At 60.3% G+C, this 25,403-nt stretch carries 17 protein-coding genes; 14 read left to right on the forward strand and 3 right to left on the reverse strand.

The features are described from left to right. Nucleotides 1–15: 15 nt before the first annotated feature. Together ACMG4N_RS05430 and rsgA are read right to left on the reverse strand one after the other, a co-directional pair. Nucleotides 16–831 carry a sulfurtransferase gene (locus ACMG4N_RS05430; protein ID WP_297769746.1) on the reverse strand — a complete coding sequence of 272 codons (816 nt, stop codon included), beginning with the start codon at nucleotides 829–831 and terminating at the stop codon, nucleotides 16–18. 103 nt (nucleotides 832–934) lie between these two features. Next, on the reverse strand, nucleotides 935–1,966 hold the full coding sequence (rsgA, locus tag ACMG4N_RS05435) for a small ribosomal subunit biogenesis GTPase RsgA (protein WP_414433056.1): 1,032 nt from the start codon (nucleotides 1,964–1,966) through the stop codon (nucleotides 935–937). Nucleotides 1,967–2,033: 67 nt separating this feature from the next. On the opposite strand from rsgA, the gene orn reads away from it, so the two are divergent. Then, the gene (gene orn, locus ACMG4N_RS05440; RefSeq protein ID WP_414433057.1) at nucleotides 2,034–2,579 is read left to right on the forward strand and encodes an oligoribonuclease; all 546 of its coding nucleotides are present in this window, start codon (nucleotides 2,034–2,036) and stop codon (nucleotides 2,577–2,579) included. 194 nt (nucleotides 2,580–2,773) lie between these two features. On the opposite strand, the gene queG is transcribed toward orn, so the two are convergent. Further along, complete coding sequence (gene queG, locus ACMG4N_RS05445; protein ID WP_414433058.1) at nucleotides 2,774–3,823, reverse strand: tRNA epoxyqueuosine(34) reductase QueG; 1,050 nt, start codon at nucleotides 3,821–3,823, stop codon at nucleotides 2,774–2,776. A gap of 45 nt (nucleotides 3,824–3,868) precedes the next feature. Here queG and ACMG4N_RS05450 point away from each other — a divergent pair, with 45 nt between their 5' ends. The 13 genes from ACMG4N_RS05450 to ACMG4N_RS05510 all read left to right on the forward strand — a co-directional run bounded on the left by ACMG4N_RS05450 (nucleotide 3,869) and on the right by ACMG4N_RS05510 (nucleotide 25,401). Beyond that, a complete protein-coding gene (locus tag ACMG4N_RS05450) occupies nucleotides 3,869–5,380 on the forward strand; it encodes an NAD(P)H-hydrate dehydratase (RefSeq protein ID WP_414433059.1) in 1,512 nt (503 codons plus the stop codon). Between the two features lie 11 nt (nucleotides 5,381–5,391). After that, the gene (gene tsaE / locus ACMG4N_RS05455) at nucleotides 5,392–5,826 is read left to right on the forward strand and encodes a tRNA (adenosine(37)-N6)-threonylcarbamoyltransferase complex ATPase subunit type 1 TsaE (RefSeq protein ID WP_297769761.1); all 435 of its coding nucleotides are present in this window, start codon (nucleotides 5,392–5,394) and stop codon (nucleotides 5,824–5,826) included. Further along, nucleotides 5,813–7,165, forward strand: a complete 1,353-nt coding sequence (locus ACMG4N_RS05460) for an N-acetylmuramoyl-L-alanine amidase (RefSeq protein ID WP_297769764.1) — start codon at nucleotides 5,813–5,815, stop codon at nucleotides 7,163–7,165. The genes tsaE and ACMG4N_RS05460 overlap by 14 nt, the downstream gene beginning before the upstream one ends. A gap of 187 nt (nucleotides 7,166–7,352) precedes the next feature. Continuing rightward, nucleotides 7,353–9,179, forward strand: coding sequence for a DNA mismatch repair endonuclease MutL (mutL, locus tag ACMG4N_RS05465; RefSeq protein WP_297769766.1), 1,827 nt, complete (start codon nucleotides 7,353–7,355; stop codon nucleotides 9,177–9,179). Nucleotides 9,180–9,221: 42 nt separating this feature from the next. Continuing rightward, entirely contained in the window at nucleotides 9,222–10,196 is a 975-nt protein-coding gene (miaA, locus tag ACMG4N_RS05470) for a tRNA (adenosine(37)-N6)-dimethylallyltransferase MiaA (RefSeq protein ID WP_414433303.1), read from the forward strand. Nucleotides 10,197–10,448: 252 nt separating this feature from the next. Continuing rightward, complete coding sequence (hfq, locus tag ACMG4N_RS05475; RefSeq protein WP_035245043.1) at nucleotides 10,449–10,739, forward strand: RNA chaperone Hfq; 291 nt, start codon at nucleotides 10,449–10,451, stop codon at nucleotides 10,737–10,739. 153 nt (nucleotides 10,740–10,892) lie between these two features. Further along, on the forward strand, nucleotides 10,893–12,266 hold the full coding sequence (gene hflX, locus ACMG4N_RS05480; RefSeq protein WP_277673097.1) for a ribosome rescue GTPase HflX: 1,374 nt from the start codon (nucleotides 10,893–10,895) through the stop codon (nucleotides 12,264–12,266). 38 nt (nucleotides 12,267–12,304) lie between these two features. After that, the gene (gene hflK / locus ACMG4N_RS05485) at nucleotides 12,305–13,474 is read left to right on the forward strand and encodes an FtsH protease activity modulator HflK (protein WP_297769773.1); all 1,170 of its coding nucleotides are present in this window, start codon (nucleotides 12,305–12,307) and stop codon (nucleotides 13,472–13,474) included. Next, complete coding sequence (hflC, locus tag ACMG4N_RS05490; RefSeq protein ID WP_277673099.1) at nucleotides 13,474–14,532, forward strand: protease modulator HflC; 1,059 nt, start codon at nucleotides 13,474–13,476, stop codon at nucleotides 14,530–14,532. Before hflK ends, hflC begins: the two co-directional genes overlap by 1 nt. Nucleotides 14,533–14,856: 324 nt before the next feature. Beyond that, entirely contained in the window at nucleotides 14,857–15,327 is a 471-nt protein-coding gene (locus tag ACMG4N_RS05495) for a hypothetical protein (protein ID WP_414433060.1), read from the forward strand. A gap of 164 nt (nucleotides 15,328–15,491) precedes the next feature. Then, complete coding sequence (locus ACMG4N_RS05500; RefSeq protein WP_414433061.1) at nucleotides 15,492–18,437, forward strand: beta strand repeat-containing protein; 2,946 nt, start codon at nucleotides 15,492–15,494, stop codon at nucleotides 18,435–18,437. 107 nt (nucleotides 18,438–18,544) lie between these two features. Continuing rightward, complete coding sequence (locus ACMG4N_RS05505) at nucleotides 18,545–24,820, forward strand: hypothetical protein (protein WP_414433062.1); 6,276 nt, start codon at nucleotides 18,545–18,547, stop codon at nucleotides 24,818–24,820. After that, nucleotides 24,817–25,401 carry an OmpA family protein gene (locus ACMG4N_RS05510; RefSeq protein WP_349380453.1) on the forward strand — a complete coding sequence of 195 codons (585 nt, stop codon included), beginning with the start codon at nucleotides 24,817–24,819 and terminating at the stop codon, nucleotides 25,399–25,401. The genes ACMG4N_RS05505 and ACMG4N_RS05510 overlap by 4 nt, the downstream gene beginning before the upstream one ends. Nucleotides 25,402–25,403 lie beyond the last annotated feature (2 nt).

A 25,403-nucleotide genomic window follows, 5' to 3' on the forward strand; every position in this document is an offset into this window, starting at 1 on the left:
TGTCCTTAACGTGGGTTATTCGGATTTTTCCGCCGGGGTGTCGGGGTGGTTGCCCCATTCTGCCCAGGAGCCGGCGTAGCCACGGAGTCTGGGGTAGCCCAGGATCTTGCCCACCAGCCAGGAAAAACTGGAACGATGGTGGGTCTGGCAATGGCAGATCACTTCCTTGTCAGGCGTGATACCGCGAGCCTCCAGCTCCGCACGAATGTCGTCCAGGGGACGCAAGCGCAGGTTGTTCTGCTTGTCCATGGGGTCGGTCCACTCGTAGTGGACGGCGCCGGGGATGTGGCCGGGCTTCTGGGCAAAGGCGCGCACGCCGGAATACTCTTCTTCCGAGCGGGAATCCCAGATGGCCACCGCCGGATCCTGATAATGGGCCAGCAGGTAATCCAGGTTCACCTCGGTGAGCGGATCATGTTCGCCCACTTCGTAGTCGCTGGGTGTGGGTTCCGTGGATTCGCTGCTGGTGGGATGCCCCTCTGCCAGCCAGGCATGAATGCCGCCGTTCAGATAGCTGTAGTGCTTGTGGCCAATGGCATCCAGCGTCCACAACAGCCGCCCGGCCCAGCCACCGCCTTCGTCGTCATAGGCGATCACATGGGTGTCCGGGGTCAGCCCCAACCCGGAAAACAGGTCGCCGAGGGTGTCGTCATCCGGCAGCATGCCCGGTGCCGGCTGGGCGCCAGTCTGCAGCCGCTTGAAATCCAGATGAATGGCCCCGGGCACATGGGCCTGGACATAGATGGTGGGCTTGCTCAGATCAATGATGAGCAGCTTGTCATCGCCCAGGTGCTTGGCGAGGTCGGCAGGTTCGAGCAGCAGAGGAAGCATGGGATCAGTGAACAGTTAATAGTGAATAGTGAACAGCGAAAAAAGACATATCGCTGTCAGCGTTGGGGGCATTGTCCCTTATTAGCTGTTCACTGTTAACTGTTCACTGGTATCTCTCTCGCCCGTCCTCATCCAGAGTGTCGGCAATCTGGTAGAAGTTGGCCAGCCGTTCTTCGCTGATTTCGCCACTGTCTGCCGCCATGATCAGGGCGCAGCCGGGTTCGTTGCGGTGGGAGCAGTTGCGGAATTTGCAGTGGCCGGCCAGGTCGGACAACTCACGATAGCCATGCAGCAGTTCGTCCTCGCTGATATGCCAGAGGCCGAATTCACGGATACCGGGGGAATCGATCAGCTCGCCACCGGTGGGCAGGTGGAAGAGCCGGGCGGTGACCGTGGTGTGCTGGCCCAGGCCGGAGCTGGCGGACAGGTCGCCCACTTGCAGGTCGGCTTCTGGCAGTACCGCATTGACCAGGGAGGATTTGCCCACCCCGGATTGCCCCACGAACACGCTGGTCTTGCCCACCAGGGCCTCCTGCAGTGGGGCCAGGCCCTGGCTGTCATGGGCGCTGACTTCCAGCACCGGGTAACCGAGCCGTTGGTAAAGCGCCTTCATGTCGTCAATAAAGGGGCGCAATTCCTCATCGATCAGGTCAGCCTTGTTGAGCACCAGGGTGGCGGGAATGTCAGACAGTTCTGCCGCCACCAGATAACGGTCCAGCAGGGCGCTGGAAGGCGTCGGCAAGGGCGCAAACACCACCAGCATCTGCTCCACATTGGCGGCCACTGGCTTCAGGTTGCCGTACATGTCCGGACGTTTCAGTACCGTCTGCCGTGGTTCGATGGCCACCACCACGCCCAGGCCCTCGCTTTTGGGTGGCTGCCAGATGACCCGGTCGCCTACCACCAGTTGCTCCAGGGTGGCGCGGAAGTGACAGCGCATGGATTCGCCATCGGCGCTTTCCACGCCCACCTGCTGGCCGAAGTGGGCGGTGATGGTGCCGGTCTGCTCGTCGCCGAGGTCGTTGGCCACCAGGGTCTCCAACTCCGCGTTGCGGCGCTGTGCCCGGTCGCGTTTTTCCGCCTGGATTTTTTCAATACGCCACTGTTGGCGTCGGTTGAGCTTGCGTTTGGCCACGAGGTATTCCGGTTGATTGGTGGCTGCATGCTACCATGTAGGCATAAAGCCATGATACGGAATGCCCATGACTGACAAGCGCAACAATCTGATCTGGATCGATCTGGAAATGACCGGCCTGAGCCCGGAGAACGACCGCATCATCGAAATCGCCACCATTGTCACCGATGCCCAGTTGAACCCGATTGCCGAAGGACCGGTGCTGGCGGTGCATCAGAGTGATGCCCTGCTGGACGGCATGGACGAGTGGAACACCGAACACCACAACAACTCCGGCCTGGTGGCGCGGGTGAAGGAAAGCCGCATCAGCGAGATGCAGGCCCAGGCTCAGACCCTGGATTTCCTCAAGGAGCATGTGGAGGCGGGCATGTCACCCATGTGCGGCAACAGCATCTGCCAGGATCGCCGTTTTCTGGCCAACTATATGCCCGAGCTGGAAGCCTTCTTTCATTACCGCAACCTGGATGTGTCGACCTTGAAAGAACTGGCGCGTCGCTGGAAGCCGGAGATCTTGCCGGGCTTCAAGAAGGACAACAAGCATCTGGCCCTGGACGACATCCGCGAATCCATCGCCGAGCTGCAGTATTACCGCGAGCATTTTATTGACGTTTGAAAATGCACCGCCGTGGGCACGTCATTGGCGACGCGATAGCCCAACCTCTGAAAAGACTGATTTACCACAGAGGGCACAGAGATCACTGAGGGAAAGGTTGGTTTTTCTCTGTGTGCTCTGCGCCCTCTGTGGTGAAAATGCTTTTTACCCAGCCTGTCTATCGCACCGCCGGTGACGCGCCTACAGCCGAGGTGTCAGGTTTGGATGTGCCGTTCCAATGCCCACTGCACATGCTCGCGCACGGTCTCGTCCGGGAAATTCTGTCTGTCCCTTAGCGCCTGCACAATGTCTTCTGACCCCGGCGCATTACCCAGCGCCACGGCAATATTTCTCAGCCACTTTCGATACCCGGCCCGGCGAATGGGGCTGCCGGCGGTGCGTTCCAGAAACTCTTCCTCGCTCCAGGAAAATAGCGTCACCAGATCGCTGTCGCCCAGCCCGTGGCGGGGATGAAAATCCCCTTCGCCGGTGTGCTGGGCAAAGCGGTTCCAGGGGCACATGAGCTGGCAGTCGTCGCAGCCGAAAATGCGGTTGCCGATGCCTTCGCGCAGGTCTTCGGGGATGCTGCCTTCATGCTCGATGGTCAGGTAGGAAATACAGCGCCGGGCATCCAGCTCATAGGGGGCGACGATGGCGTCGGTGGGGCAGACGGTGATGCAGGCCCGGCACTTGCCGCAATGGTCCTCACCGGGCTGGTCCACCGGCAGCGCAATATCTGTATAGATTTCGCCTAGAAAGAACCAGCTTCCCGCTTCCCGGTTCAGCACCAGAGTGTGTTTGCCCTGCCAGCCCAGCCCGGCCTTGGCGGCCAGGGGCTTTTCCATCACCGGTGCACTGTCCACAAAGGCCCGGGCCAACTCACTGTCGGCCACTTCCTCGCGAATACGCGCGGCCAGGATGGCCAGGCGCTTGCGGATCAGTTTGTGATAGTCGCGGCCCAGGGCGTAGCGGGACACATAGGCCTTGTCTTTCTGTTGCAGTATCTTCACCGGTTGCGTATCCGGCGGCAGATAATCCATCCGCGCGGAGATCACCCGCAGGGTGCCCGGTTCCAGTTCTTCTGGCCGGTAGCGTTTGTTGCCGTGGGCGGCCATCCATTTCATTTGGCCCTGGTAGCCTTTTTCCAGCCAGGCCTTCAGGTCCGCTTCGGCGGCGCGCAGGTCCGTATCGGCAATGCCGATCTGCTGGAAGCCGAGCTCGCGCCCCCAGAGCTGGATCTTTTCTTTCAGTGCCTGCAGGTCCATGGTTTGAAGGGATATAATGCCGGGAAATGAACGATGAAGGGTAACATGACGACACTGTCGAAGGCTCTCTATACCGCCGCCCAGACCCGCGAACTGGACCGACTGGCGATTGCCGCCGGCACCCCGGGTGCCGAGCTGATGGCCCGTGCCGGGCAGGCGGCTTTCGATACGTTGTGTGAGCGTTGGCCGGAAGCCCGGCAGATCGCCGTGCTGTGTGGCGGTGGCAATAACGGTGGCGATGGTTATGTGGTCGCGCGGCTGGCCCATGCTGCCGGGCTGGCACCACAGATCCATTTCACCACGCCACCGGAAACGCTCAAGGGTGACGCCCTGACCATGGCCGAACGCTGCCGGGATGCCGGCATCCCCATGACGCCACTGACACTGGATCGTCTTCCCGAGGGGATGGACCTGCTGGTCGATGGCCTGCTGGGTACCGGCCTCAGTGGTGCGCTACGCGATGAAATGGCGGCCTTGCTGACCGCCCTGAATGCCTTGCCGGTGCCGCGCCTGGCGCTGGATATTCCCTCCGGCCTGGGGGCCGATACCGGCATGCCGCTGGGGGCGGTGCTGGCGGCGGATCTGACCTGTACCTTTATTGGTCTCAAGCGTGGCCTGCTGACCGGGCAGGGGCCGGTGTATAGCGGTGAACTGTGCTTTTTTGATCTGCAGGTTGACCGGGACGTGTATTCCCAAGTGCCAGCGGATTGCCGGGTGCCGGTGCCCGCCAACCTGCATGCCTTGCTGCCGCCGAGACGGATTGATGGTCACAAGGGCAACTACGGCCATGTGGTGGTCATCGGCGGAGACCATGGTTTTGCCGGTGCGCCAGTGATGAGCGCCCAGGCCGCCGCCCGCTGCGGGGCGGGCAAGGTCAGCCTGATTACCCGCCCGGATCATGTGGCAGTGGCGCTCACACGGCAGCCGGAAATCATGGTTCGCGGAGTGGACAATGCCAGCGACGCGGCGTCCTTGCTGGCGGCGGCCAGTGTTATCGCCATTGGCCCTGGCCTGGGGCGCGATGACTGGGGGCGTGCCTTGTTGGCCCTGGCGCTGGAAAGCGGCAAGCCGTTGGTGGTGGATGCAGATGCCCTGACCCTGATGGCCGACGATGACGGCATTGGCCAGGGCGACTGGGTGCTGACCCCCCATCCGGGAGAGGCGGGTCGGCTGCTCGGCGTATCTGCAGCGGATATTCAACAGGATCGCTTTTCGGCCCTGGAAAGCCTGGCCACCCGCTACGGCGGCACGGTGTTGCTGAAAGGCCTGGGAACCTTGATTCAGGGCGAAGATGTGCAGGGTGAGAGAGGCCGCGCCCTGATCTGTGACGGCAACCCGGGAATGGCCTCCGGGGGCATGGGTGATGTGCTCACCGGCGTGATTGCCGCCTTACGCGCCCAGGGCCTGACGGGCTATGATGCGGCCCGGTTGGGGGCCATGATTCACGCCCGCGCCGCCGACGCCTGTGCGGCCCGGTGTGGTTCACGGGGCATGCTGGCCACTGACCTGTTGCCGTATTTGCGTGCCGAGCTGAATGAAAACTGTCTGGCTGAATAACGAGAGCATAGATGACTGTTGAGCATGTGGACCTGCCCGATGAAGCCGCCACCTTGGCGTTGGGAGGCCGTCTGGCCCGCCGTCTGAACGGTGGTGGCTGCGTTTATCTGGAAGGGGACCTGGGCGCCGGCAAGACCACACTGGTGCGCGGTATGCTGCGAGGCCTGGGCCACGAGGGGGCGGTAAAGAGCCCGACTTATACAATTGTGGAACCCTACGAGCTTGGCGGCGTCCATATCTATCACTTCGACCTGTATCGTCTTGGCGACCCGGAAGAACTGGAGTTGATAGGCGTACGGGATTATTTCTCCTCCGACAGCTTGTGTTTGCTGGAGTGGCCGGAGCGGGGCGCCGGGGTGGTGCCTTCACCGGATTTGACCATTACACTGGCCGTCAACGGCCGTGGACGAAAGGCGACCCTGGATTGGGCCTATGACGCATCGTGACAATAAGAAAAACCTTACCGCAGTGTTTGTGCTTCTGCTCAGTGGCGTCTGGGCCAGCCTGGGGTTTGCCCAGACGAGCATTGATTCGGTGCGTCTGCACCGGGCCCCGGATCACACTCGCATAGTGTTTGATCTGCCCTCACCGGTGGATCACAAACTCGACAAACTGGCCAACCCGGATCGCATCGTGCTGGATCTGCTGGATGCCAGCCTGGGTTTCGACGTCAACACCCTGGATTACGCCAGCAGCCCCATTGCCAATATTCGTGTCGGCAAGCATAGCGACAAGACCCGTGTGGTCTTCGACATGAAAAACGGTGTGCGCACCCGTACCAATCTGCTCAAACCGATCGAGCCCCATGGCTGGCGTCTGGTGGTGGATCTGTTCGACAGCGAATTGCAAAGTGCTGCCAAAACCAGTCCGGAACCGGTGAAGGAAAAGGAGGCACCCAGCGAGCCTCGATTGATGGTGGTGGCCATCGATGCCGGCCATGGTGGTGAAGATCCGGGGGCTCGCGGGCCTAGCGGTGTTTACGAGAAGACCCTGGTGCTGCAGATCGCCAAGAAGGTGGAAAAGCAGGTTAATGATCAGGCCGGCATGCGGGCGGTGATGGTGCGTGACGGGGATTACTATGTGCCCCTCGCCGAGCGTCGCCGCATCGCCCGTGAGGATCACGGGGCCGATGTGTTTATTTCCATCCACGCGGACGCCTTCACCGATGCCCGCGCCAACGGTGCTTCCGTGTTTGCCCTGTCCAGTAGTGGCGCCACTAGCGCCCGGGCGCGCTATCTTGCCAAGATTGCCAACGAATCCGACCGGGTGGCCGGGGTCTACGAAGAGGAAAAGGACGACAGCTCCTTGCTCAGCGTGCTGGCGGACCTGCGCATGAATGGTTCCATGGCGGGCAGCCTTTACCTGGGCCGGCAGGTGCTGGGAGAAATGGGTAAGGTGACCAAGCTGCACGGTAACCGGGACCGGGTGGAACAGGCCGGGTTTGCGGTTCTCAAGGAGCCGGAAATGGTCTCGATCCTGGTGGAGACCGGTTTTATTTCCAATCCGACGGAAGAGCGCAATCTGCGCTCCTCTGCGCACCAGAGCAAACTGGCCCGCTCTATCGTCAACGGGGTGGATGCCTATTTCCGCAATCACCCGGCACCGCATAGCTGGTATGCAGCCCAGCGCCGTGAGCACGGCGAGCAGTATCGTATCCAGCCCGGTGATACACTCTCGGAAATTGCCCGTCAGTACAGCGTCTCCGAACAGGCGATCCGCAGCGCCAATGCGTTGAATGGAGATCGAATCGTGGTCGGCCAGGTGCTGAAAATCCCCGGTTCGTGAAGGCCTTCGGTGCGAACGATGTGTGAGAGCGATCATTGGACACGCGTTGCGAGTGACGAGTAGCGCGTGTCGAAAAGCAACGCCGCTTTGGCGTTCGTTCCTCGTTACTCGCGTCTCGCCACCGGGCTGTCTGACCGCTTCGATATTACCCGTAATCTTTACCTGAATTCCATCAACAGAGACGCCCGTGACAAAGATCCAGCTGCTTGATTCCCGCCTTGCCAACCAGATCGCCGCCGGTGAGGTGGTGGAGCGCCCCGCCTCGGTATTGAAAGAGCTGCTGGAAAACGCCCTGGATGCCGGCTCGGAATCCATCAGCGTGGATGTGGAGCAGGGTGGGGTGAAGCTGGTGCGAGTGCGCGATAACGGTAGTGGGATTGGTCGCGATGACCTGCCCCTGGCCCTGTCCCGTCATGCCACCAGCAAGATCCGGGGCCTCGATGATCTGGAAGCCATCGGCACCCTGGGGTTTCGGGGCGAGGCCCTGGCCGCGATCAGCTCGGTATCGCGGCTGACCCTGGCCAGTAACGTGGAGGGCGAAGCGGAAGGCTGGCAGGTGCAGGTGGAAGGGCGCGACATGGCTCCCTCGGTCACCCCGGCGGGACACCCGCGCGGCACCACCGTGACCATGCGCGACCTGTTCTTCAATACCCCGGCCCGGCGCCGTTTCCTGCGTACCGAAAAGACCGAATTCAACCACCTGGAAGAAGTGTTCCGGCGTATCGCGCTCAGTGAGTTCAACACTGCTTTCCGTCTGACCCACAACCAGAAGGTGATCCACCAGTTGCCCGCCGGGCTGGATGACACCCTGCGCGCGGCGCGGGTGGCCAAGCTGTGTGGCAAGGGCTTCATGGAGCAGGCGATCCCGGTGGATGTGGAGCGCGATGGTATCCGTCTGCACGGCTGGATGGGGCTGCCCACGTTTTCCCGCTCCCAGGCGGACCTTCAATACTTTTATGTGAATGGCCGGGTGATTCGCGACAAGGTGGTCAGCCACGCAGTCCGTCAGGCCTATGCGGATGTGCTCTATCACGGTCGCCACCCTGCCTATGTGCTGTTCCTTGAGCTGGACCCGGCCCAGGTGGACGTGAATGTGCATCCCACCAAGCATGAGGTGCGCTTCCGCGAACAACGCATGGTGCACGGCTTCCTTTATAGCTCCTTGCACCGGGCTATCGCCGAAGTGCGCCCGGGCCAGTCACTGGCCGCCAGCGTGGTGGACGAGGGAGAGTCGGTGATGCCGGCCATGGAGCCCAGCCAGGCCAGCATGTCCCTGTCTGCCCCGGCGGGGCGTCCGTCCTATTCGCCGCCGGCCGGCAGTGGATTCAGTTATGGCCAAGGCCTGCGGCAGGCGGATGCCTACGGTGCGCTGGTCCGTTCCCAGGTGGCTGAAAACCCGGGTATGCCGCCGGCGTCCGATCAGGAAACCGTGCCGCCGCTGGGTTATGCGGTAGCGCAGTTGCACGGCATCTTTATTCTTGCTGAAAACCAGCAGGGGCTGGTGGTAGTGGACATGCATGCCGCCCACGAGCGGATTACCTACGAGCGGCTGAAACAGAGCTGGTCCGAGGACAAGGTACGCAGCCAGCCGTTGCTGGTGCCGGTGTCGCTGGCGGTATCCTCCCGGGAAGCGGATTTTGCCGAGCAGCAACCGGAGGTGTTTTCCCGGCTGGGCTTTATGGTGGAGCGTGCCGGGCCGGAGACCCTGGTGGTCCGCGAAGTGCCGGCGATGCTGCGCGATAGTGACAGCGAGGCGATGGTTCGCGATGTATTGTCTGACCTGCTGGCCCAGGGCAGCAGCGAACGGATCGAACAGAAGCTGGATGAGTTGCTCTCCAGCATGGCCTGCCACGGCAGCGTGCGGGCCAATCGCCGGCTGACCCTCCCGGAAATGAATGCCCTGCTGCGCGACATGGAGGCTACCGAGCGTTCCGGTCAGTGCAACCATGGCCGCCCCACCTGGACCCAGATGAGCCTGAAGGATCTGGACCGGTTGTTCATGCGGGGGCAGTAGGTGGACGCCGGACGCCTGAAACCTGACGCTGGGGCAGAGCGTATGCTGCCGGTGCTGCTCCTCATGGGGCCTACCTGCTCCGGCAAGACGGCGCTGGCCATTGAGGCGGCACAGGCGTTGCCCATCGACATCATCAATGTGGATTCAGCGCTGGTCTATCGCGGGCTGGATATCGGTGCGGCCCGGCCCAGTGACGAAGAGCTGGCAGCGGCACCGCACCGGCTGTTGGGTTTTCGCGACCTGGATGCCCCTTACTCGGCGGCGGATTTCCGCGCCGATGCCCTGCGCGAAATCGAACAGATCCATGCCAATGGCAAACTGCCCCTGCTGGTCGGTGGCACCATCCTCTATTTCAAGGCACTGGTGGAGGGGCTGGCGCCTCTGCCGGAAGCGGACCCGGCGGTGCGTGCCGATATTGCCGCCCTGGCCGAACATGAAGGCTGGCCGGCGGTGCATGCGGCACTGGCCCAGGTGGACCCGGTCAGCGCCGAGCGACTCAACCCCACGGATCGCCAGCGCCTGCAGCGGGCGCTGGAGGTATATCGGATAACCGGTCGGCCCCTGTCCGCTTTTCATGCGGATCATCATACAACTGTCACACAGAACCGCGATGGTCTGAGTGAGTTCAGTGACTTGCCCTGGCCGGTTTACAGTGCGGCCCTGTTGCCCCCGGATCGTGCCTGGTTACATCGCATGATCGAGCAGCGTTTCCGGCAGATGCTCGAGCAGGGGTTGGTAGAAGAGGTGCAGGCGCTGCGACAGCTGCCCGGAATCCACCGGGATCTGCCGGCCATGAAAGCGGTGGGTTATCGGCAGGTGTGGGACTATCAGGACGGTCAGTACGACTACGACAGCATGGTGGAGCGAGGCATTATCGCCACCCGGCAACTGGCCAAACGACAGTTCACCTGGCTGCGCAAATGGCCGTATCTGGACGGCTTCGACAGTAACGATGCGTCACAGCGGCAGGCGCTAGTCGAGCAGCTTGCGAAGATCTGTAAATCTGTGTTTAGTTAGCCCTGTTGTTGGACTTTTTGGTTTATAATTCGCCAATCATCGATTTTTAGCCATTTTGCGGCGATTTGAGAAGCACGGCGCAAATGTGCTGTGTCGGCACCTGGAACCAATTTGCCGGGTTGTTGACAAAAATTTGCCCGATAGCGCATCGGGCGAAGGCAGTGACCGTATGGGACGGTTTCACTGTGTTACAGCGCTGATTGCCCGAAGTGTTGGGCACTACTTTTTACTGTTATTTCAAGGAGACTTGCCATGTCAAAGGGGCACTCGCTACAAGACCCTTTTCTCAACGCGCTTCGTAAAGAGCGTATTCCGGTTTCTATCTTTCTGGTAAACGGAATAAAGCTCCAGGGGCAGATTGAGTCTTTTGACCAATATGTCGTGCTGCTGAAAAATGCAGTCAGTCAGATGGTTTACAAACACGCGATTTCCACCGTCGTGCCTGCCCGCAACCCCCGTGGCGGCGGTAACCCGGCCATGACTACCACCGGTACAGGCGGCACCGCCGTTCCTGCTGCCGATGAGGGCTTCGGCAACCAGTAACGCTGCCGCAGATCCTGCAAAGAGCCACCTTCGGGTGGCTCTTTGCGTTGTGGCCGCGTTAACGTCCCCGATCGGTACTTTTCATGCCGGTTTCCCTGTCTTCTTCCTCTGACTGGTTTAAACTGGCGGTCTCATCCCCCATATCAGGCCTCTATGGACCTATTTGACCGTACAGAGCAGACCAGAACCGGCGCCGGTGAGCGCGCTATTCTGGTGCACCTGGATTTGCCCGACGCCATGGGACGCGAAGATCTGGATGAGTTTTATCATCTGGTCACCTCCAGTGGCGTGGAGCCGGCGGCGGAGTTGACCGGCAAGCGTGATCGGCCCGATCCTGCCCTGTTTATCGGCTCCGGCAAGACAGAAGAGCTGGCAGCGCTGGTGGCGGAAATCAACGCGGATGTGGTGCTGTTCAATCATGCTCTGAGCCCGGGCCAGGAACGCAACCTGGAGCGAGTGGTGAAATGCCGGGTACTGGATCGTACCGGTCTGATTCTGGATATCTTCGCCCAGCGTGCCCGCACCCATGAAGGTCGCCTGCAAGTAGAGCTGGCTCAGTTACGGCATCTGTCTTCCCGGCTGGTCAGAGGCTGGACTCACCTGGAACGGCAGAAGGGCGGTATCGGTCTGCGCGGTCCCGGGGAAACCCAGCTGGAAACCGATCGTCGCCTGCTGCGTGATCGTATTCGTGGCATTGAGTCGCGTCTGGGGAAGGTGCGCAAGCAGCGCGCTCAGGGGCGTCGGGCTCGCCAGCGTTCCGAAACGCCGCTAATTTCCCTGGTGGGCTACACCAACGCGGGGAAATCGACTCTCTTCAATGCCATCACCACCGGTGATGTCTATGTGGCGGATCAGCTGTTTGCCACTCTGGATCCGACCCTGCGCAAGGTAAAGGTGCCGGGCGTGGGGCCGGCGATTCTGGCGGATACGGTGGGCTTTATTCGCCATTTGCCCCACCGGCTGGTGCAGGCGTTTCGCGCCACCCTGGAAGAGACCGTTAACGCCACCTTGCTGCTGCACGTGACAGACTGCAGCGCAGAAGAGCGTGACAGTAATGTGGCGGCAGTGAATGAGGTGCTGGAAGAAATCGGTGGCGACAAGCTGCCGGTTCTGCACGTTTACAACAAGGTCGACAACCTGGGCCAGTCGCCGAAAATTGACCGGGATGAGCATGGCCATCCCTGGCGGGTGTGGATTTCCGCGCAGACCGGTGATGGCTTTGATCTGCTGTTCCAGGCCATTGCCGAACGACTGGCCGCAGGTTGGGTGGATTGCTGGGTGCGTTTGCCCGCGTCCGCCGGCCGCCTGCGCGCCCGCCTGCACGAGGCCGGTGAGGTGCTGGAAGAGCAGGCAGCGCTGGATGGCAGTATGCTCCTGCGCATCAATGTGAACCGGGTACATTTTGAGCGGCTCTTGCGTGAGCAGGGGCTGACAGAGGAAGAACTGGTGGTGCCGGCTCCTGCGGTTGCAGGGGATGACGGCCCTTCCTACAATTCACAACGCTCGCACGATGCGAGCCATCAATAATCCGGTGGGCTCAGCGCCCTGACCGATTGGAGACCTACATGGCGTGGAATGAACCCGGCGGCAACAAGCCGAAGGACCCTTGGGGTGGAGGCGGTGACCAGGGGCCGCCGGATCTGGATGAAGCCCTGAAGAATCTGAAAGAAAAAATTAACAGCGTATTCGGTGGCAAGGGCGGCAAGTCCGGCGGTAGCTCCGGCAGTGGGGGCGGTTCCCCCTGGCCGGTATTGATTATCGCTGCCGTAATCGGCGTGGTGGTCTACGCCCTGGTCGGCTTTTTCCAGGTGGATCAGCGCGAACGCGCCGTGGTGCTGCGTTTTGGTGAATACAACCGCACCGTGGATCCCGGTCTTCGCTGGCGTGCGCCGATCATCGAGCAATTCCAGAAGGTCGACGTGGAGCAAAATCGCCGCTACGACATTACTGAGGCGATGCTCACCCGCGACACCAATATTGTCAGCGTGACCTTGCAGGTGCAGTACCAGGTGCTGGATCCGATTCCCTTCCTGTTGAAGGTGGCCCGTCCGGAAACCATTCTGGAGCATGCCACCAGCTCGGCCCTGCGCCATGTGGTGGGTTCCGCGACCATGGATGATGTGCTCAAGGACAACCGGGAAGCGATCCGGGTGAAGGTTCGTGAGCGTCTGGATGAGTACCTGAACCGTTACGATACCGGCCTGGTATTGAAGCAGGTGGTACTGGATCAGACCCAGGCACCGGATGCGGTGCGTGATGCCTTTGACGATGTGTCCAGGGCCAAGGAAGATGAAGATCGCTTCAAGAAAGAAGCGGAAGCCTATCGTAACTCGGTCATCCCCCAGGCCCGGGGTGAGGGCAAGCGCCTGGAAGAAGAGGCGGAAGCCTACCGGAACCGTCTGATCGATAGCGCCAAGGGTGATGCAGAGCGATTTACCGATCTGCTGAAAGAATACCGCAAGGCGCCGGAAGTGACCCGTGAGCGTCTCTACCTGGAAACCATGACCGATGTGTACAGCGCTACCAGCAAGGTGCTGGTGGATGTGGATAAGGGCAACAGCCTGATTTATCTGCCACTGGAACAGCTGGTCAAGGGTGGCGCCAGCAAGGCCAGGGCACCGCAGCAAAACGGTGCCAGCCCGAGCAGCACGTCATCGGCCGGTGCGGATGACGGCGGCAGTGGTCGCGAGGCGTCTCGCAGCCTCTACAGCACACCAAACCGGGAGTTGCGCTAATGAATAATCGTGGATGGTTGGCGCTGCTGGCGTTGGGGGTTCTGGCGCTGCTGGCGCTGGATTCCTTCTTTATTGTGAACCAGACCGAAAAGGCAGTACTCAAGCAGTTCAGCCGAATTGACAAGTCCGATATCGAACCGGGTATCTACTTCAAGTGGCCTATGGTCGAAGAAGTGGTCCGCGTGGACGGTCGTGCCCTGGTGTACGACGTGGCTACCCAGTCTTTCCTGACCGCAGAGAAGAAGCTGCTCAATGTGGATGCCTTTGTGGTCTGGCGGATCAATAATGTGCAGCGTTACATCGTCAGTGTGGGCGGTGGCTCTTCCAATGCTCAGGTAATGGAAGGCCGCGCTCGGCAGTTGCTGGACCCACGGGTCAATGAAGCCCTGCGTAACGAGTTTGCCTCACGCACGGTGTTCCAGGTGGTTGCTGGTGAAAGCAACGTGGAAAAACTGGAAGGCGACAAGGCATTGCTGCGCGACCCGGTCACCGGTGAGGTGACCGAGGTACCGAAGGATCAGCTGGACGAATCCATCATCCGGGAAGCAGAGGGCGAACCGCTGACCAGCGATGCTGCTGACGGAAAAATGGCCAGCGACCAGCGCGAAGCACTGATGGATCAGGTTCGTGCAGAAGTGAATAAATCCACCATGGAGGATCTGGGTATTGAAGTGGTCGATATCCGGGTGAAACAGGTGGATTGGCCAGACCAGGTACGTGGCCGGGTGTTCGACCGTATGCGTGCCGAGCGTCAGCGTGATGCAGCGGCTCACCGTTCCCAGGGTCGCGAGGAAGCGGAGAAAATCCGTGCCGGTGCGGACCGCAAGCGCAGTGAAATCCTGGCTGAGGCCTACCGCAAGGCCCAGGCCACCCGTGGTGAGGGTGACGCCCTGGCGGCGGCCACCTATGCCGAGGCCTACAATCAGGACAAGGAGTTCTTCCGCTTCTACCGCAGCCTCCAGGCTTACAAGGAGAGCTTCAAGGACAAGGAAGATGTGCTGATTCTGGAGCCGGATGGCGAGTTCTTCCGCTATCTGAAGGGGTCAAAAGGGCAGTAGTCGTCCTTATTCCTCCGTACCCCCATAAAAAACCCGCTTCGGCGGGTTTTTTTATGGGGGTACGGCTTTTGTATTACTCAGGATGTCATTGTTTTTACTTTTTTTTCTTGATTTGGGTCAAAATGTAAGGCGATTTGCATTGCTTTTTTACAAAGTTCACATGAAAACAACACAGAAAAAGTGCAAAATTCGACCTGAATCACACTTTGGCTGTGATGAAGCAAACCAATAACAATTGTTTGCGCACTGAATTCGGCAGGATGCCTCGCTGACTAGCGTTGGACCAGAAGAGGAAAGCCTGCCAAGACCATAGGGGATCGTTAGATGAACCGCATTATTCTTGGGGCTGTATTGTTCTGGGCAACCACTCTATGGGCGGATGGCCCACTGTCCAGCAAGATGGAAACCTACCTGGTTAGTGAAAAAAATGGCCAGGAAGAGATGGTTGCCTCGCAAGACGCGTCACCGGGCGATGTTATCGAGTATCGTTTGGTGTATACCAACGAAGTGGAGCAACCGCTTTCCGGCCTGGAAATCACCGGCCCGATCCCCGCCAATACCGCCTACCTCAAGGGCTCCGCGTCTACCGACGTGAGTACGGAATTTACTGTCAGCATCGACGATGGCAGCAGCTTTGAGGCAGAACCGGTAACCCGAACAATCACTGGCCCTGACGGCCAGACACAGAACGTCATTGTCCCTCCGAGCGATTACACCCAGCTGCGCTGGGTTCCGGAAAACGGAATCCAGCCGGGCCAGGTACTGGAATACCGGTACCGGGTAAAGGTGCAATAACCGGGGGAACATGATCAGGGCCCACCCAGGCCCGGGAAGTCTTGTGCGAGCGACTTGTATGTCGCACTGGGGGAGTGGCTCACACCGCGTGTGGAGGGTCGCTCTGGCAAGGCTTTCAGATCAGAAGTAGTCCGAAACTCAAACTCCAATTAAAGGAAACAGCCATGAAACTCGCCTTTCAAAAGGGCCTGTTGTCTGCGCGTGTGTCCGCCTCGGTCATGGGGTTGGGGTTGGTGCTTGCCGCCGGGCAAACACTGGCTCTGACACCTGCCGGGACCGACATTAACAACCGGGCGACGGTGACCTACGAGGACGCCAATGGCAACAGCTATTCGGCCCAGTCCAATGAATCCACCGTTACCGTGGCCGAGGTTTACGCGGCCACCCTGGAGAACGATGGCAGCAAATCCGGTGCGCCCGGTGAAACTGTCTACTTCACCCATACCCTGACCAACACCGGTAACGCGGATGACAGCTTCAGCGTTGACGGTCTGGCCGGTCTGGATGCTGCCACCGGCGCCTCTACCTACACCGTTTACCTGGATGCCAACGGCAACGGCGTGCCCGATGCCGGTGAGTCTGCGGTTACCAACATCAACCTGAACGCTGGCCAGCAGGCTGAGCTGATCGTTGCCGTACCAGTGCCAGCAGGTGCCGGTGCCGGCGATACCATCGAGTCCACCCTGTTGGTGGAATCTGTCGGTGGTGGTGCAGGTACCGTTGAGGATATCGGTGCCAACGGCGACGCCGGTACCTATGACGCTGACGGTGATAGCACCCCGGACGGTAACGACACCAACAACAATGTGGTGACGGTAACCACCGATGCGGTACTGCAGCTCAGTAAGACCGCGGTGCCGAACTTCACCGACAACACCATTACCTATACGTTGGAAGTGAAGAACAACGGTGGCCGGGCGGCGGAAGATGTGGACATCTTCGACCCGATTCCTGCCAATGCCACCTTCGCGGAAATCGTTTCCGTAAACGGTCTGCTCGCCTCCAGCAGTGACCAGTGGCTGGACAGCACCGGTGCACTGCAGTCCCTGCCCCATTCTTATGCGGGCATTGCCGATCTGGCTGACGTGACCGAACCGGCGGGTGTGGACCTGGACGGTAACGGTACCACCGGTGAAACCCTGAAAGGTATCAACTTCCGTGATGCCATCATGGGCGTTAACACCACCGTGACCGTGGTCTATAAGGTCGATTTTGATGGCACCCTGGCCTCTGGCACCCAGATCCGCAACACCTTTGCGGCAGAAGGGGATCTGGATGGCGACGGCAATGCGGATGACCCGTCCACATCCAACACCACCACCACCACTATCCAGCAGACCTATGCCGTGGACGCAACCGATACCGGCGATGCGGCCGATGCCGATGCGACGCTGAACGACGTTGCGCTGCAGGATGAAGCCAACTCCGGCGCTGTGGTGGCGTTTGCCAATATCGTTGCCAACAATGGTAACGGCAGTGACGTGTTTGACCTGACCATCAATAACAATGCCGGTGCGACTTACGGCGGCGCGGGCACAGTCCCGGCTGGTGCCCAGGCTTTCCCGGCGGGCACGCTGTTCACCTTCTGGAACGCGACCAACAATACCCAGCTGACGGACACCAACGGTAATGGTGTGCCGGATACTGGCACCATTGCGGCGGGTGCGGATCGTCGCATCACCGTCCGTGCGCAGCTGCCTGCTGGTGTCAGCGGCACGGGGCCCTTTGTCGCGACCATGGTTGCCACCTCCTTCGGCGACAACAGCGTCAACGATGACAAGCTGGAAGTGCTGGATGAAATCGTTGCCCCGGCAGTGGATTTGGCTAACAGCCATTCTGCAGATCTGACTGATGCGGGTACCGACGCGGATCCCTTTAATGCGGCAGCCCCGACCACTACGACGGAAGTCGCTGTTGGTGGCATTGCTACCTTCCCGTTGTTCGTGGCCAACAACTCCGGTAATGCCCAATCTTTCACCTTGGGCGCGAACCTGCCTGCTGGCTGGGCGGTGACCTTCCGTGAGGTGGGCGTGGATACCAACGCTGACGGTACCGCTGACAACACCAGCAATGCCGGTAACGTGGTAACCGCTACTCCGAACCTGCCTGCAGGGGCGGTGTACCAGTACCAAGCCGAAGTGCAGGTGTCATCCATCGTGGCTCAGGCTGCGGCAGATTTCACTGGCGCAGGTGCTGTGGATACCAACGATGGTGACGGCGATTACCCGATTCGCTTCACTGTGGTGTCAGCCTCTGACGGCACTATCAGCGACCAGAAACTGGATGCGGTGGATGTGATTGCCAACCGCAACATCACCGTGTCCCCGGATGGCGCCAACCAGGTGCAGCCAGGCGGTAACGTGGATTACACCCATGTGATTGCCAACGGCGGTAACACCACCGAAGCGGTGGAAATCTCCGGGGCGAACTCCCTGGCCGCAGATGGCTGGAACAACAACACTCAGCTGTTCATTGATACCACCGGTAACGGTACCCCGGATTCCTGGGTGCAGTTGGATAACCTGCCCACCGCCAACGATTTGGCAGTGCGTACCCCCAACGGCAACACCATTCTTGTGGATATCGACAATGCCGGTGCCAATCCGTTGATCACCCTGGAGCCGGGCCAGCGTCTGGATGTTCGCGTCACCGTATTCGCGCCGTCCAATGCGCCTGCCGGTACCGTGGACAGCTACACCCTGACCGCCAGTAACGCCAATGTGTCCGATACCGCCACCGACACCACGGAAGTGGTGGTGGGTCAGGTGCGTCTGGACAAGCAGGCAGCCGTCGATACCGCCTGTGATTGTGCCGGTGGAACCTGGCCTGCTGGTGGCTTTGAGCCCGTGCAATCCACCCAGGTTGAACCTGGCCAGTGTGTCGTGTGGCAGCTGACCGCCACCAACGAAGGTGCAACCACTGCAGAAAATGTGGTGATCACTGATGAGACCACCGAGTTCACCACCTTCCAGGCGGCGGACGATGCGGTGCGTGCCTCTGACAGTGCCACCACTGCCAATACCGGCACCCTGCCGGTGGTGGAGTGGGAAATTGGCCAGCTGGTGTCGGGTGATAGTGCCCGTACCCAGTTCTGTGTCGAAGTGAACTAACGCTCCCCCAGGCATTGCCCTCCCCTTAGGGGGAGGGCTTTTCCAGGGCCGGTGCGCCGGGTCTGGAAAAGCCCCTGAGGCATATAACAACGGGTACTGAACGCTTAATGAAACTGCTTGCCGTCCTTCGCATTGCTGTTGTCAGCATGCTGGTCTTGACCAGCGTGCTGCTGCATGCTGCCACGGCGCCAGGCACAGCCTTGTTGAATCAGGCAGAAATGCGCTATTTCGATCCGCTGACAGGGCGGGTAGTGGTGGTGCGCTCCAATATTTCCCGGGTCATGGTCGGGGAAAGTCCCGCCTTTGAGCTGGATGAGGACAAGACTCGCCAGGCCTCTGCGGGCCAGTCCGTCAGTATCGAACATACGCTCACCAATACCGGTAATGTGACCGACAGCTACACCCTGAACCTGGCTAATCTGGGTGGCGACGCGGGTGATCTGCAGGAGCTGTCGGTTTACCGCGACATCAATGGCAACGGGGTTGCCGATCCGGGCGAACCGGCGATCACCGGGATTGCTTCCTTGCCGGCGGGACAGACCGTTAACCTGGTGATCAGTGGCACGGTCCCCGCGTCACTGGTTAGCGGTGATGAAATTCGCCTGTCCCTGGACGCCGAGTCCCAGCGCGATGCCTCCCTCACAGATTCCGTGCTCGACCGGGTGGTGATTGCGGATGGTGCATCCCTGGTATTGAGCAAGTCCTCCAGCCAGAGCTGTGATGTGCCCCAGGCGGAAGGCGCGATTCTGGACTACCGGGTGTCAGTGACCAATGCCGGCAATAGCGCCCCTGTTGAGCGTATGCTGCAGGTCTCCGGGCAGCCGGAGCAAGGGGTGCTGGTGGAAGATGCCCTGCCGGGTAACGTGACCCTGCTGGCCGCCGCCGTTTCCGATATTGCCCCAGCGCAGGCTGTGCCGGTGGTGCATTTCGCCGGTGATGGTGCGAATGTCTGGCAGCGTTATGCGGACTGGAGCGGAAATGGCACCGTGGACCGTTTGGGGCTGCTGATCCCGGCGGACCAGATTCGCAACAACCAGACCGGCGGTTTTGCGTTTCAGGTGCAAATCAACAGCGGCCTGACCCAGGGCACCATGCTGTTCAACCGCGCCTTTGTGGATCTGCAAGGTGACGGTCTGGCTGATGTGGAAAGTAATCGGGTCTGCCATCGCATTGCCGCCACCCTGTCGCCGGGCATTACTTTCCAGCGCCCTTCGAATGCGGTATTCCAGCAGAGCCGTGCGCCTGTCCACAGTGAAGACAGCGATTTTGTCGATGCCGCCATTTATCCCCTGTTGCCGGAACAAAGCCAACGCATTCTGCTGGACGGGGTCTACCTGCGGCTCACGGCTTCCCAACTTAACCAGGTATTGGCCGATCAGGATTTTGTGCAAACTACCCCTGGTGGGGCGCGGCTGCTGCAAGTCTCGCTGACGTCCCGGTTGACCGGTGACACCTTGCTCATGGCGGTCAAGGAGACCGGGGTGAACACCGGGGTATTCCGCAGCGTGTACCCGTTCTCGCTCAATGAGACGCGCTCCGGGAGTGGTGGTCTGTGCCCGGCAACGGCCAATGCAAATAATCTGGATCAATACTCTGACAGCACAACCCTGAACGAAGTGTTGGGCCTTGGCTGTGTGCTGCAGACGGGGCCGGAAGATCGCATCACCGCCACCTTCACCGTGCCGACCTTCGGTCCGGATGGCAGCGTGGTGAATGTGCAGACTGTCACGGCTCTGGCGGCGGTGGACCCGGCAGGAACAGTGTTCGACTCCAGTAATGGCCGCCCGGTACCGGATGCCACGGTGACCATGTACCAGTCCCGTCAGCGTTTGGCCGATACCGGTGCCGCTAATTGTGCGGCCTTGCAGGAAAGCGCCTACGAGCGAGCCTTGCACCCCTTCACCGGTGACGTGTTGCCCACGGAAAATACCAATACCCTGGCCGCGGATAATACTCAGCAGCCGGGGCGGTATCAGTTCCCCCTGGCGACCCCCGGCCATTGTTACTACCTGGATGTGAAGCCGCCGGCAGGCTATCGCTTCCCGTCGACAGTGCCGCCGGCGGCGGTGAAAACCTTTTTCGCCAACATCTCCGATAGCTCCTACGGTCTCGGCGGGTATGACCCGGACGTGGCCCCGGTAGGGCGGGCAGCGGCACGCATGGCCAGCGCGGACAACCAGGGCGCCTTTCTGCTGGGGCTGGCGGATGTCTTTGTGGACATTCCGGTTGATCCTTCCGCGGCGACGACGGCCGGGGTGTTGGTGTTGGACAAGCAGGTCGAAACGGACCAGGCGGGAGTGGGCGATGTGCTGGCCTACCGGATTGACCTTACCAGCAACCATGACGCCGAGCTGTTCGCCGCCCGTATCGAGGACCGGCTTCCCTATGGGTTCCGTTATATCGAGGACAGTGCCTGGCTGGAAATCAACGATCAGCGCATCGAGATTCCCGAGCCCGCCAACAATGGTGGCAACCAGCTAACCTTCCTGATCCAGCAGCAGACCGCCAGCGGACCTCAACCCTTGCCATTGCAGCCAGGCAGCACGGTGACCCTGCATTACGGCCTGCGTCTGTCAGCTGGCGCCGTGGATAGTGACGGCATCAACCGTGCCACGGCTCAGGCCAACACCGCGTCCGGATTCACTTACTTTTCCAATCAGGGTGAAGCGAAAGTCCAGGTGCGCAACGAAGGCGTACTCTCGGACCGGGCCATGGTGTTTGGCAAGGTCTACGTGGACAACGACTGTAATAACCTGCAGAACGACGGCGAATACCCGGTGGGCGGGGTGAAGCTGTACCTGTCCGACGGCTCCTGGGTGATCACCGATGAAAACGGCCAGTACAGCCTTTATGGCCTGCGCCCGGGGCTGCACACCATCAAGGTGGACCCGCTGACGTTGCCGGAGGGCCTCAAGCTCAAGCCCATCGATAACCGTCATGCTGCCGATCCGCAAAGCCGTTTTCTGGATCTGCGGCCCGGCGAATATCACCGTGCGGACTTTGCCGCCATGTGCCCTTCGGCGGATCAGCGTGATGCCATCGTTGAGAATTTGAAGGCCCGTAATGCCTCCCTGTCCGGTGACTGGATGCTCGATGAAGCGGCCCGTTTCGATCCGCTGCGAGAGAACAATGTGAACAATCGCTTGCGCCAGGCGGATGGCAGCGGTGACCTGGGTAGCGGCGTCTACACCCAGACCGGTGATGCCAATCTGGCAGAGGTCTGGGAGCAGGTAAGCCGCAGCCAACCGGCACCACGGGCAGAGAAGCCCCGGCCGGTTGCCGAGCAAGCCCAGATGGGAGCCACCAAGGAAGTGGCGGCCACCGTCACCCGGGAGCAGGCAGTGGCCGGCACCTGGCTTTGGCCACGCGATGGCATCAGTCGCGACGGTCGTCTGCAGGCCGTGGTGCGTGCGGGGGTGGAGCCTGACCTCTATGTGAACGATAAAAAGGTGCCGAGCAGCCAGCTGGGTGAGCAGGTGCTTAACCGTCGTGAAAAAGCCCAGGTGCTGAGCTGGTACGGGGTCCCTCTGGAGGAAGGCGATAACCAAGTGGAAGTCCGTGCGCTGGATCCTTTTGGCAACGAGCGGGTGCTGGCCAGTGCCGAGATTCTGCGCCCGGAGGCGCCGCGTAGCCTGACGCTGGAACCGCAAGAGACCACCCTGGCGGCAGACGGTGGCCGGTCCACCCTGGCGATTCGGGTACTGATGCAGGATGCCCGTGGCAATCCGGCACGGGGCACCTACTTCGTGACGCTGGAAAACGACAAGGGTGCCTGGCTGGAAGAGGATTTGCAGCCGGACAACCCGGGTCACCAGATTCGCGTGGATGATGGCGAAGGCCTTGCACATCTGCGTAGCACCGAGTACACCGGTCCGATTCGCCTGCGTGCCCTGGTGGAAGACTTTGTCGCCACCGCCCGGGTGGAGCAGGTCGCCCCATTGCGTCCGCTGGTGGCCACCGGTTATGTGCAATTGCGTCAGGGTTTTGGCGGCAATGTGCGTGATAACGGCAATGCGCCTACCGAAATCGGTGACTCCCTGCCCGAGGAAGGGCTGGATGCCAATGGTGCGGTGTTCCTGAAAGGGGCAGTCCGGGGCGGTGCTCACCTGACCCTGGCCTACGATACGGATAATGACCTGGATGACGATGAAGAAATCCGTCGTGATCTGAACCCGTCAGATTCCTATCCCATTGCCGGTGATGCTTCGGTGCGTGGTTATGATGCCCGCAGCCGCAGCAAACTCTACGCCAAGCTGGAAAAGGATCGCAGCAGTCTGCTATGGGGCGACTACCTGACCGACCCCAATTACGATTTTCAGGATCTTGGTCGGGTGCAGCGCACCCTCACCGGCCTTAACGCCATTTACGAAGATGACCGGGCCCGTTTCCAGGTATTCGGCGCGCGGCCGGAATACGAACAAGTCAGCGAGGAAATTCCCGGTAACGGTACCGCCTTGCTGTTCACCCTGGCCAATCGTCCGGCTCGCGACAGCGAAACCCTGGAGCTGATTGTCCGCGATCGCGGCAATCCGGGGCTGGTGATTTCCACTCAGCCACTGACCCGTTACGTGGATTACTCGGTGAATTACTTCACTGGCGATATCCGTTTTCATGACGTCATTCCCACCGTGGATGAAAACCTGAATCCGGTATTCATCCGTGCCAGCTATAACGTGGAAGCCTCTGATGCCGAGGAATACAACGTGCTGGGCGCCCGCTTCCGCTACCAACTCAATGATAAGCTGACTGTCAGCGCCAGCCGCACCCGCGACGAGCATGAAAGCGAAGGCTTCGACCTGAGTAGCGTGGCCGCGGAGTACGCTCTCACCGACCAGAACAGTATTTATGCGTCGTCAGCCACCATGGAAAACAATGATGACGATAGCGAAGGTGGGGCGATCAGCCTGGGCAGCCAATGGCGCTGGCAGGATGGCTCCAGCACCGATCTTCGCTGGGCCCGGGCGGAAGAGGGTTTCCGTAATCCGGCGGCTGGCATTGCTGAATCCCGCGAAGAAATGCGTCTGGATCACGAGCAGGTGCTGTCGCGCAGTCTGTCCGCCCAGGTGGAAGCGGTGCATTCCCAGTCCCTGGAAAACGACGACGCGCAAAGTAGCCTGGGTCTGATCGGCAAGAAACAGATCGGTGCCACCCAGTTACGTGCCGGGGCCCGGGGCATCGAGCAGAAAGATGACCAAGGGGAAGACCGCTTCGCAACCTGGGTTCTGGGTGCCAGCCAGGGGACGCGCCTGTTCGGCAAGCCGTTGACCGTGGGCTCGGAATACGAGCAGGCCTTCAATGACCGTGATCGTCGCCGTATTGCCGCCGATGCGGATCTGGGGATTACCGACAAGACCAGCCTCTACAGCCGCTATGAGCTGATCAACAGTCTCAGTGGAGTCAACCTGCTGAACAACGACGTGGAGACCCGCCAGTTTACCTTCGGCGTACGCTCCGCGCTCAGTCGTAGCACCGATGTATTTTCCGAGTACCGCCTGCGCGGTGCCCAGGACGGTCGTGATGTGGCGGCAGCCAATGGGGTGCGTTCGCATTTTGAAATCGAGCCGGGTCTGACTTTCAGCCCGTCGGCGGAATGGATTGAAACCCTGGAAGGTAATACCAGTCAGGATTCCACCGCTCTTTCCTTGGCGGCAGAAGACAAACGCAATCCTAATCGCCGTACTCTGGCGCGGGTGGAAACCCGCTTCGGTGATGAGCGTACCTACTACGGCTTCAGTGCTGCCAACATCTGGCGCGTCAATCTGGACTGGTCTGCCGTAGTGCGTGACGACCTGCGGCTACAATACTTCGATGGCCAGCCCAAGCAGGGCGACAATATTGTCACCCTGGGCATGGCTCGCCGCCCGCGTCTGGATAATCGCCACCACATGCTGTTCATGTACAAATGGAAAACCCAGTGGGGCGGCGAAGCCGCCAGTGATCGGCGCGTACACATTGTCTCCAACCACCATAATTTCCAGCCCCATGACGACTGGATTTTCTCCGGCCGGATTGGTGCAAAGTGGCAGCAGACCGAGCTGGGCAATCTGGATGTGGATACCGATGCCTATGTGGCCGATGGTCGTATTATCTGGGACATTTCCCGCCGTTTTGATCTGGATCTGCATGGCGGCGCGTTGACCACTGAAGGTGTCAGCGAGCGACGTTACAGCTACGGGGTGGGGGTGAATGCCCTGGTTCGTCGCAATCTGCGCATGGGCGTGGGTTACAACTTTTCCGGTTTCCGCGACGATGATCTTGATCCGGAAGGCTACAACGTGGAAGGGCTGTATATCGGCCTGGAATACAAGTTTGATGAAGATGATCTGGGTTGGCTGGGCAGCAAGGCTGCCGGGCAGCGCAGTTATATGGGAGACGCGCGATGAACCGTTTGGTCATGGCGGCATACATGATGCTGGCGGCAGGTTTGTCTGGCTGTGTCAGTACCGAGGCACTGTATGCCGAGTACGAAGAAGTGTGTCCGGTAAAAGCCACCGTGACTGATACCGGCATGGTGATGGTCACGGCGCTGGCGTCCCAATCGAAAGGTCAGCTCTGGGAACCGGCGGTGTATTTCGGTTTTGATGAGTACGGTCTGATTGAGGATGAAGTGACGCGTCTCGACCGCAATCTTGTCATTCTGAAGCAATATCCGGCGTTGCAAATCAGTATCCAGGCCTTTACCGATCAGTTGGGAGGCAGGGTTTATAACCGTGAGCTGGCCGAAAAGCGTATGGATCAGGTCAGCGATTACCTGCAGGAAAATGGCTTGGATTCCTCGCGAATCAAAAAGGCACCGCTAGGTAAGGAACTGCCGATCCTGCCCAGCGACAGCGAGCAGGATCGCATCGTCAATCGGCGGGTTGAGTTGATGCCACTGGATGCGCAAGGCCGTCCGCTGGTATTGCGGGTTGATTTCCAGGGCAGCGGCGGCGACAGCTTCGTGGCACCCGAGCCGGTGAGGTAACG

The organism is Alcanivorax sp. IL2 (assembly GCF_047495475.1).
Classification (GTDB): Bacteria; Pseudomonadota; Gammaproteobacteria; order Pseudomonadales; family Alcanivoracaceae; genus Alcanivorax.

Excerpts from the sequence above, each read along its gene's own strand:
- ACMG4N_RS05430 (WP_297769746.1), bottom strand. The coding sequence starts at position 831 with ATGCTTCCTCTGCTGCTCGAACCTGCCGACCTCGCCAAGCACCTGGGC.
- orn (WP_414433057.1), top strand. The coding sequence starts at position 2,034 with ATGACTGACAAGCGCAACAATCTGATCTGGATCGATCTGGAAATGACC.
- queG (WP_414433058.1), bottom strand. The coding sequence starts at position 3,823 with ATGGACCTGCAGGCACTGAAAGAAAAGATCCAGCTCTGGGGGCGCGAG.
- ACMG4N_RS05450 (WP_414433059.1), top strand. The coding sequence starts at position 3,869 with ATGACGACACTGTCGAAGGCTCTCTATACCGCCGCCCAGACCCGCGAA.
- tsaE (WP_297769761.1), top strand. The coding sequence starts at position 5,392 with ATGACTGTTGAGCATGTGGACCTGCCCGATGAAGCCGCCACCTTGGCG.
- ACMG4N_RS05460 (WP_297769764.1), top strand. The coding sequence starts at position 5,813 with ATGACGCATCGTGACAATAAGAAAAACCTTACCGCAGTGTTTGTGCTT.
- miaA (WP_414433303.1), top strand. The coding sequence starts at position 9,222 with ATGCTGCCGGTGCTGCTCCTCATGGGGCCTACCTGCTCCGGCAAGACG.
- hfq (WP_035245043.1), top strand. The coding sequence starts at position 10,449 with ATGTCAAAGGGGCACTCGCTACAAGACCCTTTTCTCAACGCGCTTCGT.
- hflX (WP_277673097.1), top strand. The coding sequence starts at position 10,893 with ATGGACCTATTTGACCGTACAGAGCAGACCAGAACCGGCGCCGGTGAG.
- hflK (WP_297769773.1), top strand. The coding sequence starts at position 12,305 with ATGGCGTGGAATGAACCCGGCGGCAACAAGCCGAAGGACCCTTGGGGT.
- hflC (WP_277673099.1), top strand. The coding sequence starts at position 13,474 with ATGAATAATCGTGGATGGTTGGCGCTGCTGGCGTTGGGGGTTCTGGCG.
- ACMG4N_RS05495 (WP_414433060.1), top strand. The coding sequence starts at position 14,857 with ATGAACCGCATTATTCTTGGGGCTGTATTGTTCTGGGCAACCACTCTA.
- ACMG4N_RS05500 (WP_414433061.1), top strand. The coding sequence starts at position 15,492 with ATGAAACTCGCCTTTCAAAAGGGCCTGTTGTCTGCGCGTGTGTCCGCC.
- ACMG4N_RS05505 (WP_414433062.1), top strand. The coding sequence starts at position 18,545 with ATGAAACTGCTTGCCGTCCTTCGCATTGCTGTTGTCAGCATGCTGGTC.
- ACMG4N_RS05510 (WP_349380453.1), top strand. The coding sequence starts at position 24,817 with ATGAACCGTTTGGTCATGGCGGCATACATGATGCTGGCGGCAGGTTTG.